Consider the following 18300-nt stretch of genomic DNA (forward strand, 5'->3'; position numbering starts at 1 on the left):
CTTTACATTGTCAGGACGGTGCTAAAGGTCTGCGACAAGGAACCGTCGCGAACGATCGCCGGATAGCGGTCGGCTTGAATGATCCGCCCCATGCTGACGACGTCGGCAAGGGGGATATACATTTGTCCCGCTGGAACGCTTTCGGCGATTTGAGAGCCGACAAAAATGCCGCTCTCGCGCAGCGTGACGTTGGCATCGGCGAGATCGAGTTGAAACCGCGCGTAGACCATGGACGTCGGTACAGCACTTTGCGCATACACTGACCCGTCAGACATTGGGATCGTCCCGTTCGGGTCTGGCGTGACGAAGAACTTGTCGCGAACTCGCGTGAGGCCGACAGTTTCAGTAAGGTCCGTCAATCCGGAGAGCATCGCGTCGCGGATTGCCTGTTCTTCCGGCGTCGAGGGTGGCGCTTCGTTGTCCCAAGCGGGATCGCCAATGCCGACCGCAAGAAACATATCCATTCCGAGCAAAGCTTCGGCGAGCACAATCCGCCCAATTTGGGTAAATGCAGCCATTATTCTGATCCTGTTTGAACGCGTGGCACCGGAGCGCCGAACGGTTGGCTGACAAACGGCGCGTTCTGGAACTGCACCGTCGATTTGTTCCGATAGTCCGTTCGCGTGGCCGGGAAGGCTGCGAGCCGGAACGTCGGGTTTGATGTAGGGATCGCCACTGAAACGGGCTTATGCGAATGAAGGTTTTGCGTTTCCAGAACGTTCACGGCGCCGTTGGTCGGGATGACAACGACGCGGCGGATATTCACGCGCAGCGATAGAACCGGTTCGTCGGGGGTTCGTTTGATCCCCGACCAGTTGTTCAGACCGGCGGTGCCGTTCAAGCGGTGCTTGTTAAAACGAAAAGCCCGGACGTCATGCCCGGCGGTAACGCGGGCAAATTCCGATCGAAGCGGCTTTGATGCCTTCACAAGATGCGTCAGGGGCCGAACGAAATTCGTATTCCGAACTTCAAAAGGAAGATGGATTTGAAACCACCACCACTTTGTTGCTTTTGCAGCGAATTCTTCAATGTCGCCATCGTGGTTTATCCACTGCAACGCTTTGTGGATCGCCGCAGGGGTTCCGATAATGCGTTGCCACTGAATCCCTTCGTGAATGAGATCGCGGAGGTTGGGCATATACTCAGCGATTTCGTTCAAGCCATACTCAGCGACGAGATAGGGAACGATGGAATCAGGCGGGTTGAACTTGAAACCCCGAAGAGATTCCACTCCAGGGATCAAGTCAGGAAGTTTGTCGAGAGATTCCGACAGCACACGCTCCAATGGCGTCGGGGCGGCATCATCGCCAAAGAGGTGCTGCCGTTCCATCAATAGTCCCGTCCAATGTAATTGAGTTTTATTGTTCCGGGCGTCAAAGCCACGCCTGGCGCCGCGATAACAGAAGCAGATGGGTGGCGGACCTGGACCTTTTTTACTCCAGAAACATGCAATCGCGCCTCGATCCAAGAGGGCTCTAGGTCAAATCCGATTGCGGCTTCGGTTTGCCACGCCTGACGCAATAGATCTGGCAAAACGTCCATCAGGCCGAAGGCAGCGTCAGGGAGCAACCATATATCGGCTTCGATATCTGTGCCTGATGCGACAGCAGGTTCGATTACTACCGTGTCATTGAGCAATCGAACTCGGTCACTCATAACCTCAGTAGTGACCGCGTCGAGCATAGCTTGATCGGGGATGCCGCCATTCTCACTCGACAGAACGGCAATGTGAATAATCGGCCAGAATTCTTCGCGATAAGGTTTGACGCTACGAATTCGCACATCAGCACGCCTCGCTGCAGCCGCATACCACCATTCCGATCCACCTGGAGAACGGGCTTTGATTTCGAGCACTGTACGTTCGCGCAGCGCTTCGTCTGTCTCGCCTTCCAACCGCTCGACATCATAAAAAAATGCAAGATGTTCCAGATCGCCACCCAACGCGAAGGCAAGCAAGTTCGCCATTGCGGCATCATTGATTGCAGCTCGTAGCATGACTTCGCGCATACTATCCGCGAGGTGGACTACTTTGAGAATATCAGTCTCAAGATGACCGATATCATAATCAATTCCGGCAGCGAGTAGGCGCTGTCGCAAGTCATTCATGCGCTCCGAGAGGATCGTTTCGTAATAAAATGTCTTTATGACCTCTGGAGCGGGCAGCGTGGAAAAATCGAATGTGCTCATAACGGTTTCACCACAACTGTGCCGGAGGAAATGCCAAGTCCGAAGGTGACGACGCGCTCGACGGTCATGTCGCCAAGATGGCCACGTGGCCTGTAATCAACTCGAATCTGGAAACCCGCGTGACCGACGCGGATCTGTTCAACCGTTCCTGTCACTATGACCTGACGGACCAGAAAGCGTGGTTCCCAAAGGTCTATCGCGGTAGCGATGAGCGACTGAAAGGCCGCAAACAGGTTTGGTGTCATTTTGCGCCCGAGCAGTTCCACGATACCCGCGCCGAATTCTCTGCGACCAACGAGCGAACCGATGCGGCGCATAAGAATCACTTCGACTGACTGGTAGGCCGATTCCAGATTGGAAATCGGCAGTCCGGTAAAACGGCTAATCCCCACCATTGGATTCGGCCTCGCCGCGTTCGGTCAGTTTCGATTTTGCTGCTGCAGGAACGATACGCCCATGATCGAGGTCATAACGCGCTTCGGTTTCGGTCAAGCTCACTCTCCCGCTGGACGGTACGCGTGCGCCGTTGATCCAGACCACGCCGGGTCTGACCCGATAGATATTCTTTGTCATGATGAGTTCTTTCAGTTCGAAGGTTCGTCGGTATTCTCGCCGCCGCGTTCGACGCCGCCATGAATATGCGAGTCGCCAATGTTGGCGTCGTTGTGCTTGACGTGCTTGCCTATGAAATCGGCGTTGCCCTTGACGACAAGGTCGCCATCAATGGTGACGGTCCCATCCTTGACTGTGACGGTGACACCAAACGCCTTCAGTACGTTTGCGAGCAGGTCAGCACTCGGCGGCTGGTTAACATCCGAAAAACCACCACGAAGCAAAATTCCCTGCCGCGCATCGCCTGTGGGGTTGATCATCCCCACAATCTGGCCTTTCGATAGGGGCGCCCATGTGCTGGTTGCCCCGCCCGATTCCGGATGCGGATACCATGGCGAGAGAAACGGCTCGCCGTTTTCATCCTCGCCAAGTTTAATGCGGTAGCCTTTCTTCGCATCGATCTGTTCAATGGGACCGACTTTCAGAGATTTGCCGAAGGCCGTCTTCAGCATCTCTATGTCAATCTTCATGGCCAGCAGGTCGCGATACATCAGGGCACCTCTGCTGTTGGCGACATACGGTCAAATGCGATCGTGCTGCCGGACCATTCCGGCGTTTCCCGGTTCAAGTCCGACGCGAGCGGGCCAAGCCCCAGCGCAAGCAATTCCTGCGCGGTCATCCCGTGAACCTGCTGCAGTCGTTCCCACGGCTCGCGGTTTCCGGTGATGATGGCCTCCATAAATGTGGCCTTCTTCTGCAGGCTCTCATCCTCGCTCGCGAGCGCAAGAGCGATGAAGCGCGCAAATGGCGCGTCGGGGTCGAGCGGGCATTTTGGTTCCGGATCATCGATCAGGTCGACAACGATTTTCGTCTGATGTGCTGCGAGGCGCACACCATCGGCAATATTGCCGACGCGGGTTCGCTCTGTCGAAATGGTGCGGTAGACGAAGCTAAGGAACAACTGCCCCCAGGCATTGTCCGGGTCAGTCAGTGCTTGCACGATTTCCCGCGAAATCAGATCGAGCGTGAATTCAAAGTTGCCGTCAGTATCGGGAATTCCAATTTCAGGAAGTCTGTTCTCACCAGTTTCCGGATCGGCAACGCCCATACTGGCCGTTACACCTGTTTCGAACATGATTTCCGTTCGCCCGTTCAACAGCAAAGAGCGCAATTCATTATCGCCCACCTGCGTTTTCCCGGCATCGGTATAGATTGCGATGAAATACTGATCGGATTCTATGGTAACAGTGCCGCCATTATCGCTGTCGATAATGCCGATTTCGCTGTCCAACACATTCTTCAAGGCGCGGGTGCGACCCTTGAGCGCCTCGACCGCAGTGATGCGCAGTGCGATGCGAGCAAGACTCATGATCAGACATCCTTTGGTTTCAGCGACGCGGATTCGCCCAAAATTGCATAGAGGCGCCGGTGGGAGCGGGCATCCACGAATTGCACCTCGAACATCGCCTGACCCTTGCGGGAAAGTGCGCAGACGCGGAAGCCTTTGGCGAGTTCAATTTCAGGATAGGTCGCGCGGTCAATCGCAAGGGTCGCCTTGCCGGCGGCAAGTTTGATATTCCAATCGGCATTGTTGCCGCCATCGGGTTGGAACGCATCCCGGCCCGCCGTTCGCAGGACGGCATTAATGTCGGCAGCTTCGCGCCCCAAAATCGTCTGCCCCTTTTCGAGGAAGAAGATGCGCAGCGGTTCGGCGAACTCCGCATCCACTTCTTCGTATAGCGCGTCCCGGTGTTCTTCGAAGGGCGACGGGCTCATTTCGATTTGCCGCTGTCGCCGTCCATTTTCAGGGATTCTTGCGTCTGGACGGGAGGCTTCGTGGCTTCGGCCAGTTGCTCGGTCAGCAAGACGACGTTATTGCGTTCCGCATCCAGTTCTTTGCCAAGCCTGTCGCGTTCATCGGCAAGAGCCTTGTCTGCATCCTTCAGATCAGCCTGTAGAGAGCCGATCTCGCCGGAAAGCTTGACCTTGTCGGATTCCAGTGCGGAAATCTTCTTGTCGGCCTCCGACAAATCGGCGGCCAGCTTTTCGTTCCCGGAGGTGAGCCGGGCGATTTGCTCATTGAGCGCAACCAACGTTTCCGCATCAGCGCGCGCGGTTTCTGCATCCCTTGCTGCCGATGCAGCGTCCGCCTTCTTCCGCTTCTCTGCCTCGACAAAATCATAGGCGATGCGATCGGAAATAAGATGCTCGCCGTAAAATTTCGGCACTTCGATCGGCTCATGAGGGAGAACGGAAACGTTGGCGGGCTTTTCCAGAACCCCGGCAGGGATAATGCCGCCGTGCGGAAATGCGACGACGATAGTGGGTTTCTTCGACATGGGAGAACCTCGTGCATGAACACTGCGGCCCGCTTTGATAGACGCGGGCCTGTGTTCCTGATGCTGGTTAGAGGGTGATCCTGCGCAGGGCGCCAGGCTTGGTGCAAAGCGAGATTGGATTCGATTGCACTTCGATATCGATACCTTTGTCGTTGCGCATCGGAATCTGTTTCATGTACCGCGGCAACCCTTTGGTATTGACCGTTTCCATGTAATCAGCCGGAGCGAAGCGGGTGATAAAGAGGCCTGGCGCACCCATCGGTGTGACGCGACCCTCGTTATGGTCGATATAAGCTGCGCCCAGATTTGCCGTGGCGCGTGAGCCGGTTTTGTACCGCTCGAAAACAAATTTGCCGACTGTGAACTTGTCGGGGATCGCTTCGCGAAGCTGAATCGCACCATTTGTGGCGAGGAAGGTTTCGCGGATGCGCTTATGTCCCCAAAGCTTGAGATGGAGGTTGCGCCCGGTCCATACATGGAAATGGTCGTAGAAGCCGTCGAGGTCATCTTCGATGGACCATGCAACATCCCGTTCCAGAATTTCGTCGACCTTGGCCGCATCGTTCCCTAGATCAAGCGATACGGGTGCCGGAACGGCAATTCCGAAGCGGCTGTATAGATCGTGCAGAACGCGTCCCGATTTCGATGTTACGATACCCTTGATCGCGCCGACGCGCTGATGTTCGAGCGTCATGTCAAGGTCGAGCAAATGTCGATCGGCTTTGCTCATGACGCGATCGGTTACCTGTTCGACTTCGTTTTCAGTGCCGAAAGCACGAATATTCTGAACTTCGTCCGCTTTAACAGAGTCGTTTCGCTCGTAGTGATCCACATTGAACGGAATCAGATTCCGACCTTCGCCCGACGAAGTTTCACCGGGACCGCCGCGCTCGGTTGGTTCGACGAGGCTGAGGGTGCCGTCACGCTCCTCGACAGATACAATCGTGGTGGTGACGCCGTCTTCCTCGAACATTCCGGAAGCACCGATCTGGCCGGGGCGGTAGGGCTGGTTGTTGACGGCTGCGGTAAGTGTCTGCACCGAAAACGCGTCATCGTTGAAAATATCAAGTCCTGGCATGTGGGAATCTCCTTAGCGGGCCTTGATATGAACGGCGCGCAACTGTTCGAGTTTTGCCGCCTGCTTGGCAGCATCGTTGACGGAAGCGTCGAACACCAGCCGCGAAGTTTTCACCTCGGCGTGCACATTGATGATGACGGCTTCTTCATCGTTGTCGGTGGCATCGACGGCATAACAAAGGATGGCCTTTGCGGTTTCCGCTCCTTCCTTCCCGGCAACTTCGGCAACGGGAGAGGGAACGAAACTGCCCTTGGTGGCGGTCAGTTCGCCGAGAACGGTTCCGGGCTTGAGCTTGCCGGTGCCAGCGGGGATTGTCGCGACATCGCGCGAGATATGACCGTCGCCTTCATGCAAGATGAATTCGAGCGGGCGTGGGCCCATAACCTTGTTTTCCATGGGGGGTGTCTCCTACTTGGCCGCTTGACGGCGCGAGGCGTAAATCTCGCCGGTGTTAATCTTGGCAGTCGGTGTGCCCGGCTTGCGAGGTGGCTGCGGCTGCGACTGACCCGACGCCAACATGCGGCGCTGCTCATAGTCATCAGCTGGGTCAGGTTCGCGCTGGCCTGCGGCTTCTGCCTTCGGCGCCACGGTCAGTGCCTTGATGGCATCTTCTGCTGACATGGTGGTGTCATAGGCGAAGTGGTTGGCCAGATCTTCACGTCCCGATGCTTCGGGGCTGGTCATGATCGCCTTGATCCGCTCCTTGGTCGCCTTCTCGGCATTGGCGGTTGCGGTGGCGATATCGACGGGAGGCTGTCCCGCCGGCTTCTTGTCAGTCATGTCATCATCCTCTTGACTGGTGGGCGCGGCGGCGGGTGCAGCCGCGGTCATCTCACGGTCGATAGACCATGAATTCATCTGCGCTAGGCGTTTGAGCCTGTCGGGCGCGTTGGCGTAAACCCGGTAATCGAAGGCTGAAAATGCAACGGCTTTGGCTTGTTCAGTTCCCGTGGCAAAACCTCGTTTGACCGCTTCATCGCCGGTCAGCCAGATTTCTTCGCGCATGTCGGCACGGATGGCTTGGGCATCTTCGCCCGTATGGTCGGCGTAAATGTCGGCCATCAAATCACCGAGCTTATCGAGCCGGGCACGCGCTGCTTCATGCTCGTCTGCATTGCCATAGGTCACGGACGCCGGATCGTGGATCATGATGAGCGAACCGGTACGCATGATGCGCTCATCCCCGGCCATAGCGATGACCGAAGCGGCGGATGCGGCCAGCGCGTCGACGTAGACGGTGACCTTGCCCTTGTGGGCCTTCAGCGCGTTGTAAATGGCCACACCGTCATCGACGTATCCACCCGATGAGTTGATGCGCACAGGAATATCGGTGGTGTGGCCGACTTCGGCGAGGGCGTTGAGCACATCCCGTGCCGTGAAGCCCTCATCCCAAAAGTTATCGCCGACGAACCCATAAAGTATGAGTTCGCCGTTCTGGAGAACGGTCATGTTGGAAACTCCTGTTAGGTCAGCAGAAGCGCATTCGCTTCGCGAACCGGCGGCGTGGGCCGCCGCTGATCTTCTGACATTCTGCCGTCAGACGTTCGATTTCCTGATCAAGCGCCGCGATGTTGGTTTTGCCGTACCGGACTTCATCATCACCGAAGCGTACAACTTCGGTTTGTCCGCCAGCGGCGATCTGGATGCGGAGACCGCGAAGCTTCTTGGCTGCGGCGCACGGATCGTCGAGATCGATTTCCGTTTTTCTTATGCGGATGGTGTTCATGCCCCAGCCTTCTTCTTGTTGCGTTCATCCGGCGGGTCATCAACCGGAAAAGGAGGTTGGTTCGGACGCTCGTAAGGTGAACGCATGCCATTCGCTATATAACGCTGATGCTCGCGTAGCTGCTGGTTGAACAGTTCATCGGTATCGATACCCTTCAGTCCGCCTTCTATTGCAATGCTCGATGTTCCGTTCGCCAACCGCTCAGAAACGGCCCGTTCACTTTTGTAATCATCTGCAGTCGGCGCCGCCGGTCCCTGCCACTGTGCCCAGGTGAACTTTTCCCGGTTGGCGGCAAAAACGTCGTAAGTGACCTTGAGCTTGATGCGACCTTCGCCGATCATCTCGTCAAACCAGCTTTCGTAAACAGCTTGCAACATCGGTGCCGCGAGACGCTCTCGGCGGCGAACAGCAATCGGCCATATGGTGGCGTTTTCCATACGGACCGAGGAATAGGTCGCATCAGAATGGTCCATGGCGTAACTGCTGTAGGTGATGCCTATGGCGCGGGCGGTTTCTCGGTCAAGGCTGCTGGCAAATGGAAGATATTCCTTGCCGGGTGTAGCAGATGACCGGAACTGCAGATCTTCTCCCGGCCCCAGCTGCGCTACAGTCGGTGTGCCGTTGATGCCGATACTGCTTTCTTTCGCCTTGTCCATCTTGGCCTGCAAAAAGCCAACGAACTCGTCGCGAAGTTCCTCATCCTCAAGGGCTTCGAGCGCCTCGAAAGCGTCCTTCGACGGATTCTCGCTCGTCAGCACCGCGGCAAAGATGGTTTGCAGGATCGCGGTTTGCAAGGTTGCCTCGTCCAGTACCTCTTTCTGTGCGTGCTTTCGAATCGCAGACGAAAGAACAGAAATGCCGCGAACGTCTGTTGCGTCGGTTGGGTCGAACAGATGCAGGACAATTGGACGCCCCTCAGCGTCATAGGCCGGATACCTGACCTTCTGGATAACGCCGTTGACTTTTTCCTCGAACAAATATGCGATCGGGCGTCCATCCTCATCGTGATAGACCCCCTGATACAGATTCTCGAACTCGTTGGTATCCTGTACCAGCTTGCTCGGAGGGACCAGGCAGACTTTTAGTCCAGACTTAATGCCTAGCTTCCTACGTTTGGCACGCGGCATATAATCGAGGATGCCGGTGATTTCGCCAAAGGCCATAAACCAGCGCAGTTCAATGTCCACCAATTGCGGCAGCGTGAACTTTCCCCGCATGTCGCATTCACGCGGATCCCACGCGTAACGCTTCCATTCCCGCTTGATCTGCGCGACGAGAGCGGCAACTTCGTCCGACGAATAACCGAGTTCTGCGAGTTCCGGCTGTGGCTGCAAGACAAGCTCGACGCCGACAGTATCCACCAGAACCTGATCGCAAGCCCCTTTGAGCTTGCCGGAATTCTGGATGAAATCCAGAGCATAAGCCGCTGCGCGCTGCCAGCTTCGGCGGATTTCCTCGCGGTTGTCGACGATGGATACGCGCTGTGCGGCCAGAACTCCACTTTTGGAATCCCTAAGCATACGTGCGGTCGGTCGCGCTGAAACGCCCGACAGCACTGTGCCGGAGCGCAGCGCACGGCCTACCCCTTTAATGCGGTCGAGCAGCTTCATCGATTTTTCCATGCATTGCGCCGCGCTTCGGTATCGCGTGGCTTTTTCGGTTTCTGAGGCTTGTCGAAGACAGATTGCTCCGCATGGCCGAACAAATCATTCTCGGCTGGCACGCCATGAACTTTGACCAGCAGGTCGGCCCACCGCTCGGCGGTTAGGCGGAGTTTGCGTTCAAGGTGCCAGCCGAGTGCGAAGGCGTAAACGGTGGTATCAAACCAGTCGTTTTGGCGCCCTACGATCTTTTTCCAGATGCGTCCCGCCTTTGACGGGATCAGTTTTCGCTTGCCACGTGATGGCTTGAGCAGCGCCTCTTCATCCGGATCAACGAGACTTTCGGCGGTCAACTCCTTGGCGAACTCTTCGTCGCAAATGTCGTTGGCGATGTGCAGCGTGTTGCGCGGCCATTGCCCGCTTTCATCGGCACCCAGCACCAGATTGGCGAGGCCCGCGACAACAGCGGTTTTCACATCGTACAAACCGACCGGATAGAGAAGGACCTTTGCAATGATGCGCCGGTGCTTGTCTTTGATGTCCCGCTTGACTGGTGTTCCGAGCCAGGGGAGCCCCTGCGGTTCGCGGCCATCGAGCGCATAAACGTTCGCGCGTGGTGCGCAAAAACGATAAACGCGGTCGGTCGCGAAACCGGAGTCGACGCCGGAAAGGTCGATGCCTTTCATGCCGCCGCCGGCGGTTGGATATTCTCGCCCGAAAGCATCGGACAATTTGATCCACGGTTCGTCGCTTTGGTCAGGGGCTCCCTCGAAAATCTCCCGGTCGATGATCTGGTATTGGCCGCGCGGGCCAATGGCGATGACCATCCACTTGATGCCATAGCCCTGGACGTCGGCAGTGGAAACCACGAGACCAGCCCATGAGGGGATGACCCGAGAAGGTTGCAATTCCTTGCGCACCGCCTCGACGATTTTCTCATGCTCGACTGCGACGCCGGCAGGGTCATATGGCAGCGCCAAGTCCTGCTGGAAGAAGGTTCGCAGCTTGGTGACGTTGCCTTGTGCGTCCGTCCACCGGGACCAGATATCGGCCCAACGCTCACGTGGGGCATATGCCGCCCAAAGGTGCCAGGAAGGTTGCCAGTCCCGGCAACGACCCTCGCAGGGATTGCAACGCCAGAGATCGATATCGGCTTCGGGGATCGCAAGAGGAATGGGCGGCTCGCCTTCACGGATTCGGCGGGGGATCCATTTTCCTTGCGGCAGCATTTCATGTTTGTGGCCGTCAAGGATGACCTCGTTGCAGGAAATGCAGCGGAAGTGCACCGGCAGACCTCTTTCGGGGTCTGCTGGCGACATGTTGTCGAATTCCAGCGCCTGATAAGTGCGGCAGTGCGGGCAGGGCAGGTAATAATAGCGCTGATCGCCAGCCTCGAAATCGTCGGTGATCGCACAAGCACCTGCAATTCCGGGCGTCGAACCTTGCCACTCCTTCGCTGTGTCACCATGCATTTTCTGTCGGGCGCGGGCCTGATCGCGAGGACTGCCGCGGCCGTCAACATCGCTCTGGTAGCCGGTGATCTCGTCCATGGCGAGATACTTGATCGAAACCATCTGCAGGCCCTTGGATGAACCTGCATTGACGATCTGGCAGAAGCCGCCGGCGAACCGTTTGAATGCCGTGGTTGAGCCTTGTTCGTCGCGGCTGTTGACCGGAAGCACCTTGTGCTTGATGCGGGGTGTCGCCTCAATGGTCGGATGAAGCTTGATGCGGTTGAACTTCGTCGCTTCCTCCAAGGTCGGCAGCACGATCATCATCGAGCCGGGGGCTTGGTCAACGATGAAGCAAAACCAGTTCTCGATTGCGGTCGACTTGCCAAGCTGCGCGGCCCAGCGGGCAGTACAGCGGCGCGCCGGATGATCCGGATGCAGGCAATCTTGCGGCTCGCGCAGGTAAGGCACACGGTCAGTGCGGAAGTCGCCCGGCCAAGGTGAGCCGGATTCGGGCGAAACCTTGCGATAGCGATCCGCATGCTCGGAAATTGTCAGATTCTCGATAGGGCGGCTGGCAGCTTCCAGCCCCCGAAGCAACACCAGTTCGCCACGGGGCAATTCCATGAATTGCTCACGCGGCTGCGGGGCGTTCATATCTGTTCGCTTTCCTCTTTTGGTTCGTCGGTCGTGTCGGCCTCATCCCGCTGACGCATGGCATCGATCCGTCCGAGAATTGTCTGATTGAAAACTTCCAGTCCCTTGCGCACGAACGCCTTGAGAACCATTCGCGTGGCGCGTTCGTCGAAACCGTATTTCACCGAGGCGTTTGCGGCCTCCGTTTCCAGTGCGCGTTCAAACGCGCTCTGCATCAGTGCGACTGCATCGCGTCCGGCCCGATCCACTTCTGACACCTTGGTAAGGGTCTTGCGCCGTTCTGCCAGATCCATTTCACGCAGTTCGGCGTCAGCCTGCGCCTTACGGGCTGCGCCATCTGACTGGCTCCCTGAAAAGCGCGGCGCAGGAGTAAAATTCCCCTGCGCCGCAGCCGTCCGCGCTGTGGGACTTGTCGCGCGGATTCGTATGTTCTCGCCACGGTGCGCGAGCAAAGCGTTGAATTCGACCAAGCGGGCCTTGCCGTCGTCGCGAAGTTCGATCGCTTCGGAGTGCTGTTTCAGATATCGCGAAAGGGTCGAGCGCTCGACCAGATCGCCCATCGCGGTCAGCCGCGCGGCGGCTTCCGAAATTGAAATCCAATCACCGTCCGACATGGTGTCCCGTTTTTCATCGTGTGCATACACACGTGCAAGCACGTGTATCTGTGTATCGCTTTCAAAACGACCTACTGGCGAAAACCGGCAGTCGAGCACGCCCGTCCGGTAGATCAGACGGGGATACGGTCCCTAAAAAGGGGGGGGAGGGGTCAGGCGAGGAGCTTGCGAATGACCGCCTCGATCCGAGGAGGCATGGTCACGGTTGCCTCGCGCTCGAATGCATCGCGGGTCTCGCCCCGCACCATCTCATCGGGGATGCGAACGTCCGACTTCACCTGCGTTACGCGTCGTTGCGAAGCGCGGCCAATGCGTCGGTAAACATGCCCCTCCAAATTCCAGCGCTTCACGTGGCGGTAGGGGAACTGGCCGCCCATGATGAAGGTTCCGGGGAATACGCGGCGCTTTCCAAATGGCTGCGCGGCTACACCCTGCCGGGTTTCCCTTGCCCTGAAATACTTTAGACGGATGAACCCGCCGCGCGATTGCAGCGAATAGAACAGTTTCCCCGGCTTTGCGGTATCGACGTTCTTTACCGCCCGGACGATGACCTGCCGTTCCAGTCCTGTTTGCTTCGTGAGATTGCGCACAACGCGGGTACGAGCACGCCGCCCAATCTGATTGACGATACGCGGCAGAGCATTCGGAAATTCTGTTTGCAGTCGCTTGATGCCGCCGGCGTATCGGCGCAGCCCTTCGATGTTTTCCCATCGATAGACAAGCATCGCGAATTCCGCCTCATGTAACGAAAAACCCCGGTCGCGGGTGCGCCGGGGTTCTGTCTAATCTTTTTTAGCATCCAAGGTGTAAGTCAAGTTTCTGCAGCAGGTCAACACATATTTTTGGGTTCCACACGTTTGGCATTCCCAAAAGCCCGGCAAAGCTGGATCCCGACCATATCGCGATCCTCCAACCATGGCGTTGCCGAGCGGTGCGAGAATGTTAACTTGTGGCCTACGAGCCGATCAATGAGAGCTGATTCCAGCTTCGCAAGGGCCGCTACCCAAATCTGATAATCGATCCGGCCCAAGATATCGGCAGTCGGGTCAGGCGTCAGAACAAACTTGCGATAAGCGCCCGGATAGGGCCGGTGGGCGCGGCGATTAAATCCGTCAACCTCAACCGAATATTCTCGCCCAAAGGCATCAACGGCTGGCCTACGGACGAACCATGACGGGGTGCCCCCGCGGCGTGCGAACACAACACATTCCGGTTCAGGCGCGCTGTAATCTGGTACGCGGCCCAAAACGGCAGTGGAAATCACGAGCGAGGCAATGCCAGCGCTGCGTGACCGGGCGGGGCGCAGCATCAAGCGTTCCATTGCCCGCGCCACCGCATCTGCCGTCAAACCGTCGAAATCCTGCCAATCGGCCACTGGGTTCCAGCCTTTCGGGAAGGAAATATCAAATCGAGTAAGTTCAGCAACCGCTCTGCCGACCTCAAGCGCATCCTCATGAGGCGCGCCCTGTTCGATCCACATGCCGGGATCGGCCCGGTCGCGGTCGACAAGCGTCATGAGCTCTGCAAAGCCCAAAACTTTTCCCCAAGACGAAGCCTCCAATTGCCGCCATGCGGAATGAATGCTATCCAACCCGTCAGCGCCGCCACCTTTTGGCAGTTCGTGAACGAAAGCCCAGACCAGAAGTTCATCAATCTTTATGGTTTTCATCGTTTACACCACTTTCGATAGTTCGCGACAGTTTGCGATAGTTTGAAAGTTTCAATTATCTTAATTAATTCAAATGGTTGCGATAGTTGCGACAGTTTAAGCTCGCCTATAGATAAGCAAATCCCCCATACCCCCTTTTTTCTCTACATATATGCGTCAAAAACTGGTGCAAACTATCGCAACGCTTTGATTTCATTTCATTATTTCCGCTGTTTTAACTGTCGCAAAGTATCGCAAACTGGTGCAAACTATCGCGATAGAGAGTTGTAACAATATCAATGGGTTGCCAGTTTCATGTGTGAAAACCAAGCCAGAGGAGGGGTTGCGGGGAAGTCGGGCGCGCGTCATCGCATGTGCGCCTCATAATCGTCTGAACCAGACCGCTCGGAAGGTTTCGGCACGTCCGCAAGCTTCAATCCGTGATACTTGACGATGCGTCCGTCTTCCTTCCGGTACTTCTTTTTCATGATCAAACCGAAGCGAGTCAGCGAGATGGGCCGCCCGCCCTGATCGGTCGTAAAGTCCACATACGCCTGATAAAATTCTTTGGCAGCGACCTCACCGTGCTCATCGGGTTCCACACAGCGAGCGCAAAAGGCTGACGTGGGGTCCATCTCATCGCGATATTCCTGCGTCTTGGCCTCCACAGATTCGGGGATAATCAATCCTTCGCGCAGGAAGATACGCACGCCTTCGATCAGCCAATTCAAAATGCCTGAATACTCAGGCTTGAACTCCGACACGACTTCCTCAAATTCGCGCTGTTCCTCCTTTTTCAGCGTGACAGGCCAGTGCACCACGACCATGCGGCGCCAGATGCCGTTATCCGTGCCGGTGATGCGGGGATAGCCATTGCCGGACATATGCCCGGTGAAGATAGGCTTGAAGTCGAAATAGCCCTGAAACAGGTCGCGGACGGTGAAGTCCTCACCACCGGTCAAGTCCTTAACCAGATTTTCGCGCAAGTCCTCGCCTTCAGGCAATTCCTTGACGCGCAGGAAGCGCCGGCCATAGAGCCGGGCCATATCGGGCGAGGCAGCGCCACCGGAATTGCCTTCACCGATGAAGGACTCCGAAGGCAGGGTAACGGCCACGTCGCCCAGCAGGCGGCAGAGCGTTTCCATATAGACGGATTTGCCGTTTGCGCCGAAACCATAATGGAAGAACAGTTTCTGCACGGTGATGCCAACGAGGCCCAATCCGGACGCCACCTGCACCATGCGCCGCACGTCTTCATTCGGCAGCATCCGGTTCAAAAACGCGTCCCATTTGGGGCATTTGGCTTTTTTGTCATAGGACACCGGCACAATCTGGGTCATCAAATCGGTGCGCCGGTGCCCCTTGATGACTTCCACCTTTGCCACGCGCTGCTCAATAAAATCCGGAATATCGTCCCGATTGTCGTCCGGATCGTCAAAGGCCGGGTTGCGTACAGTGTCGGTCGCGCGCGAGAATATTAGCGTGTGGTCGAGCAGGGCGACTTTCAGCGGGTCGGAATTGAAATCGTCCGGCGCGCGCATGACGTGCGGCGCAAGGCAGGTGAGCATAGCTTCCAGACGGGCCTTGTTCTTTGACGTGACGGCGTGGTCCATGCGCCGTTTCTTGCGTTTGCCTAAGTTTTCCTTGGCGTGCAATGCCGCGTTCGCGAGCTTCTTTTCCAACGGTGTCCGCTCATGTTCCTCCTTTTCCAAAGCCTCTTTTGCAGCTTTCACGACTTCGGCTTCTTCTGGTGAATATTCCAGAAATTCCGTTTCGAGCGCGATGCGCCCTCCAAGCTGCTGCGCAACCGCAAGCGAACGCGGGTCGCCCGTGTCGATATCCCAATGGGTGCCGTCCCAAATGGCATAGGTCGCCTTGCGGGCCTTGCTCTGGGCCAGTACGAGCATATCCTCGCCGAAATGGCGTTGCAGGCGCTCGGCGTTGTCAGTGTCGGAATGGTCGAGCTTTGCGCAAATCTTCACCACCGAACGGTCAACCTTGCTGCTATCGCGCAATGTGGCATGTGGCTCGCCATCGGATGTGGAGTCTGCATCATCATGACCATCGGTCGCGGGGTTGCGGGGATCGAGCGCAGCCGCTTCGGCCTGTCTGGATGCTTCATTGAGAATCGCACGCACGGCAGATGGAATGTCCTTGGTATTCTTGGTCACGCGGCACCTGCCATCATTTCGGAAAAGTCTGTGCCCGCCGGAGGCCAGGCGATTGCAATGCGGCGTCCCTGCCGCAGAAGTCGGGCTTTGGCGCGGGCCATCGCGGCGGCAGTGGCGATGCGTTCGGAATCCCCGTCGCCGAGCAGAACCACGTCATTGACATAATCGGGCATCCAGAAAGCGTCGTCAGGCGACTGGTCCGCACGAGGCACCGGCCCGCTCACCATGACAGCGCGGGTCCGCCCGCGTTTGTCGGTCTGCGTGGCGGTAGGGTGCGCGAAGCGTGAAGACGGATCGGCAGGCCCCGCCAGATTGCCGAGGTCGCCGGCGGCGAAATAGAAGGTGTCTGGGCGAAAACCTTCCGCCCGACCGACAGCGGCCACATTCTCAATGCCTTCGCCGCCCACCCATCGCAAAGCGTCCGGCGTGCCGCAGATCGGGATAAGCCCGCCTTTTTTGGAACCGCGCATCTTTTTGGAATTGAGCAGTTCGCCCGTGGCGGGGTCGGTCAGTTCAGGACGGAATTTCGGGCGGCGGTCGAGATCGATCCACGTAATATGACAACCAACGATCGCCATATCAGGTCCGACAAACGGCGCGACCATGGCCGGTCCGTTATGAAGAATGGCATCGCCGTGCCAATAGGGCACGGAAGGCGAAACGCGAAGCCACCTCGCATCTGGCACGCCAGCCCCGCGCCCCTCAAGATAGAACCTGCCATGCGGCTGGCTTGCGTCGCACAGCACCGCAGCGCGCCCATAAATCCCGCGCGCCTTGTTGCGTTCCTTCTCGCGAAAATCGTTTTGCTGGGCCTGCTGTTGCGCCTGCGCTTGCTCATTCTTGCGGCGCTGCTCATCCAGGCGCGTAAGGCGCGCCTCGCGTTCTTCCTCGGATTCGCGCTCGCCCCCTTCGGGGATAGGCTCGCCCAGCAGGATGGAACAGGCTTCGAGCAGCCCGTCACGGGAGCGCACATTCAGTCCATGAATATGGGCCGCCATGCCGATGGCATCGTTGCCACCATGCCCGCCCTGCCGGCAATTCCATTTGTTCTTTACCGTGTTGAAGGCGAATGTGTCGGTGCCGCCGCAAGCGGGACAGGGTTGGGGGTGCTCATTGCCACTGGCACGGAATTTTAAGTTTAGACGCTGGGCCCCATCGGCAATAGTGATGGCGCGCGCCGTTTCTACGAATGTTTGTAGTTTAGCGTTCATAGCGCCGCTCCCAGATAGGACAAATTGCCAGTTTCCGGGCCGTAAAACTCTGCTAGATGTGTGTCGTGCAGCGGTTTGGGGGAATTATGAACGACGGACGCGAAGAGACGCGGGGCTCTGCGCCAACATTTCCGAAGATTGACGAACGAGAATGGTACGCGCTCGCCATCGCTAGTGCCTGTGTTACCGCAGTGCTGGCAGGATTCCTTTTGTTTTGGGTCTTCTACGGAATATTTCCGACGCAAGTGAGTGAACGAATCTCGATTGCTGGAGCAATTATTGCATTTGGAGGCGCAGCAACGACGTTTTTTACCGTCGCATGGCGAGGGCTGATTAATGCTCGACAGGCGGATACCGCCAACGCCCAGATTCGAGAAGCTGTTGAACAGGGGCGCAGGGTAGATAAGCAACTCGTCGCAACCGATACCAACAATTTGACATCGCAATTTGCCCAAGCCGCGGAAATGCTCGCTGATAGCTCCAAAGCTAAGCAGAGGGCGGCTATCGGGCTGCTGAGACATGTCGGACTGTCTCCCGCTGGAGACTTCCGCCAAGAAGCGCTGGACTTGCTTCTCGATTATCTGCGCAATGATGATTTTACCCCACACACAGGCAGAGCCCCATTGACCGCGCTTCAGTACGCAGACGAAATAGCGCTGTCCATTCGTACTAAACCTTTTTGCAGGGCGGTCTTTGATGATGCAGAGATAACATATCTTCCAAAGATTATTAGGGGAGCCGTCTTCAAGAATTCGCAGATTATGACCATCAATGTAGGACCTCTCTCTAGGTTTGATAACTGTAAGTTTTATGGTTGCACAGTCGATGCATCCCGAAACTTTATCGGAAGAACCTTCTTTCACGATTGTAGAATTCAAAAAATTAATGTTCGTCCAGAAGATACTGTCACCTTCGTTAACTGTGACTTCTCGGATTGTGAACGAGCCGCAGGAGTGACACCAGAAATGCTTGACGAATGTTATTATCGGGAAGGCGCTCCGCCCGTGAAAAGAGTTTATGCCGTTCTTGGCGATACGCTTTGGGAATCGGACGCCGAAGGTTGAG

At 56.8% G+C, this 18300-nt stretch carries 21 protein-coding genes; 1 reads left to right on the forward strand and 20 read right to left on the reverse strand.

Features of this window, described 5'->3' with window-relative positions:
* Positions 1-2: 2 nt before the first annotated feature.
* The 20 genes from ABWW11_RS15200 to ABWW11_RS15295 all read right to left on the reverse strand — a co-directional run bounded on the left by ABWW11_RS15200 (position 3) and on the right by ABWW11_RS15295 (position 17235).
* Positions 3-518 carry a BW3TFN family phage tail fiber component gene (locus ABWW11_RS15200; RefSeq protein ID WP_319080840.1) on the reverse strand — a complete coding sequence of 172 codons (516 nt, stop codon included), beginning with the start codon at positions 516-518 and terminating at the stop codon, positions 3-5.
* On the reverse strand, positions 518-1330 hold the full coding sequence (locus tag ABWW11_RS15205) for a phage tail protein (protein ID WP_319080839.1): 813 nt from the start codon (positions 1328-1330) through the stop codon (positions 518-520). Before ABWW11_RS15205 ends, ABWW11_RS15200 begins: the two co-directional genes overlap by 1 nt.
* Positions 1330-2187 (reverse strand): baseplate J/gp47 family protein, encoded by an 858-nt coding sequence (locus ABWW11_RS15210; RefSeq protein ID WP_319080838.1) that lies wholly within the window; start codon positions 2185-2187, stop codon positions 1330-1332. Before ABWW11_RS15210 ends, ABWW11_RS15205 begins: the two co-directional genes overlap by 1 nt.
* Positions 2184-2582, reverse strand: coding sequence for a GPW/gp25 family protein (locus ABWW11_RS15215; protein ID WP_151575221.1), 399 nt, complete (start codon positions 2580-2582; stop codon positions 2184-2186). Before ABWW11_RS15215 ends, ABWW11_RS15210 begins: the two co-directional genes overlap by 4 nt.
* Positions 2569-2760 (reverse strand): hypothetical protein, encoded by a 192-nt coding sequence (locus ABWW11_RS15220; RefSeq protein ID WP_319080837.1) that lies wholly within the window; start codon positions 2758-2760, stop codon positions 2569-2571. Before ABWW11_RS15220 ends, ABWW11_RS15215 begins: the two co-directional genes overlap by 14 nt.
* Positions 2761-2771: 11 nt before the next feature.
* Positions 2772-3290 (reverse strand): baseplate assembly protein, encoded by a 519-nt coding sequence (locus tag ABWW11_RS15225; protein WP_319080836.1) that lies wholly within the window; start codon positions 3288-3290, stop codon positions 2772-2774.
* Complete coding sequence (locus tag ABWW11_RS15230; RefSeq protein ID WP_319080835.1) at positions 3290-4108, reverse strand: hypothetical protein; 819 nt, start codon at positions 4106-4108, stop codon at positions 3290-3292. Before ABWW11_RS15230 ends, ABWW11_RS15225 begins: the two co-directional genes overlap by 1 nt.
* Before the next feature lie 2 nt (positions 4109-4110).
* Positions 4111-4515, reverse strand: coding sequence for a hypothetical protein (locus ABWW11_RS15235; RefSeq protein WP_319080834.1), 405 nt, complete (start codon positions 4513-4515; stop codon positions 4111-4113).
* Entirely contained in the window at positions 4512-5078 is a 567-nt protein-coding gene (locus ABWW11_RS15240; RefSeq protein ID WP_319080833.1) for a hypothetical protein, read from the reverse strand. The genes ABWW11_RS15235 and ABWW11_RS15240 overlap by 4 nt, the downstream gene beginning before the upstream one ends.
* A gap of 67 nt (positions 5079-5145) precedes the next feature.
* Positions 5146-6156: a major capsid protein gene (locus tag ABWW11_RS15245; RefSeq protein ID WP_319080832.1), complete on the reverse strand. Its 1011-nt coding sequence runs from the start codon at positions 6154-6156 to the stop codon at positions 5146-5148.
* 12 nt (positions 6157-6168) lie between these two features.
* Positions 6169-6552 (reverse strand): head decoration protein, encoded by a 384-nt coding sequence (locus ABWW11_RS15250; RefSeq protein ID WP_319080831.1) that lies wholly within the window; start codon positions 6550-6552, stop codon positions 6169-6171.
* A gap of 12 nt (positions 6553-6564) precedes the next feature.
* A complete protein-coding gene (locus ABWW11_RS15255) occupies positions 6565-7605 on the reverse strand; it encodes a head maturation protease, ClpP-related (RefSeq protein ID WP_319080830.1) in 1041 nt (346 codons plus the stop codon).
* Between the two features lie 19 nt (positions 7606-7624).
* A complete protein-coding gene (locus ABWW11_RS15260) occupies positions 7625-7882 on the reverse strand; it encodes a hypothetical protein (protein ID WP_319080829.1) in 258 nt (85 codons plus the stop codon).
* The gene (locus tag ABWW11_RS15265) at positions 7879-9492 is read right to left on the reverse strand and encodes a phage portal protein (protein ID WP_319080828.1); all 1614 of its coding nucleotides are present in this window, start codon (positions 9490-9492) and stop codon (positions 7879-7881) included. Before ABWW11_RS15265 ends, ABWW11_RS15260 begins: the two co-directional genes overlap by 4 nt.
* The gene (locus ABWW11_RS15270; RefSeq protein ID WP_353410770.1) at positions 9489-11591 is read right to left on the reverse strand and encodes a terminase gpA endonuclease subunit; all 2103 of its coding nucleotides are present in this window, start codon (positions 11589-11591) and stop codon (positions 9489-9491) included. The genes ABWW11_RS15265 and ABWW11_RS15270 overlap by 4 nt, the downstream gene beginning before the upstream one ends.
* Positions 11588-12205, reverse strand: a complete 618-nt coding sequence (locus ABWW11_RS15275) for a hypothetical protein (protein ID WP_319080826.1) — start codon at positions 12203-12205, stop codon at positions 11588-11590. The genes ABWW11_RS15270 and ABWW11_RS15275 overlap by 4 nt, the downstream gene beginning before the upstream one ends.
* Before the next feature lie 152 nt (positions 12206-12357).
* Positions 12358-12930, reverse strand: a complete 573-nt coding sequence (locus tag ABWW11_RS15280; RefSeq protein WP_319080825.1) for a hypothetical protein — start codon at positions 12928-12930, stop codon at positions 12358-12360.
* A gap of 104 nt (positions 12931-13034) precedes the next feature.
* On the reverse strand, positions 13035-13874 hold the full coding sequence (locus ABWW11_RS15285) for a hypothetical protein (protein WP_319080824.1): 840 nt from the start codon (positions 13872-13874) through the stop codon (positions 13035-13037).
* Positions 13875-14218: 344 nt separating this feature from the next.
* The gene (locus ABWW11_RS15290) at positions 14219-16024 is read right to left on the reverse strand and encodes a DNA primase family protein (protein ID WP_319080823.1); all 1806 of its coding nucleotides are present in this window, start codon (positions 16022-16024) and stop codon (positions 14219-14221) included.
* Positions 16021-17235, reverse strand: a complete 1215-nt coding sequence (locus ABWW11_RS15295; protein ID WP_319080822.1) for a DUF7146 domain-containing protein — start codon at positions 17233-17235, stop codon at positions 16021-16023. The genes ABWW11_RS15290 and ABWW11_RS15295 overlap by 4 nt, the downstream gene beginning before the upstream one ends.
* 86 nt (positions 17236-17321) lie before the next feature.
* Between ABWW11_RS15295 and ABWW11_RS15300 the strand changes: the two genes are divergently transcribed.
* Positions 17322-18299, forward strand: a complete 978-nt coding sequence (locus tag ABWW11_RS15300; protein ID WP_319080821.1) for a right-handed parallel beta-helix repeat-containing protein — start codon at positions 17322-17324, stop codon at positions 18297-18299.
* The last annotated feature ends 1 nt before the right edge of the window (position 18300 follow it).

The sequence above is a fragment of the Brucella sp. NBRC 113783 genome (assembly GCF_040372265.1).
GTDB classification, from domain to species: Bacteria; Pseudomonadota; Alphaproteobacteria; order Rhizobiales; family Rhizobiaceae; genus Brucella; species Brucella teleogrylli.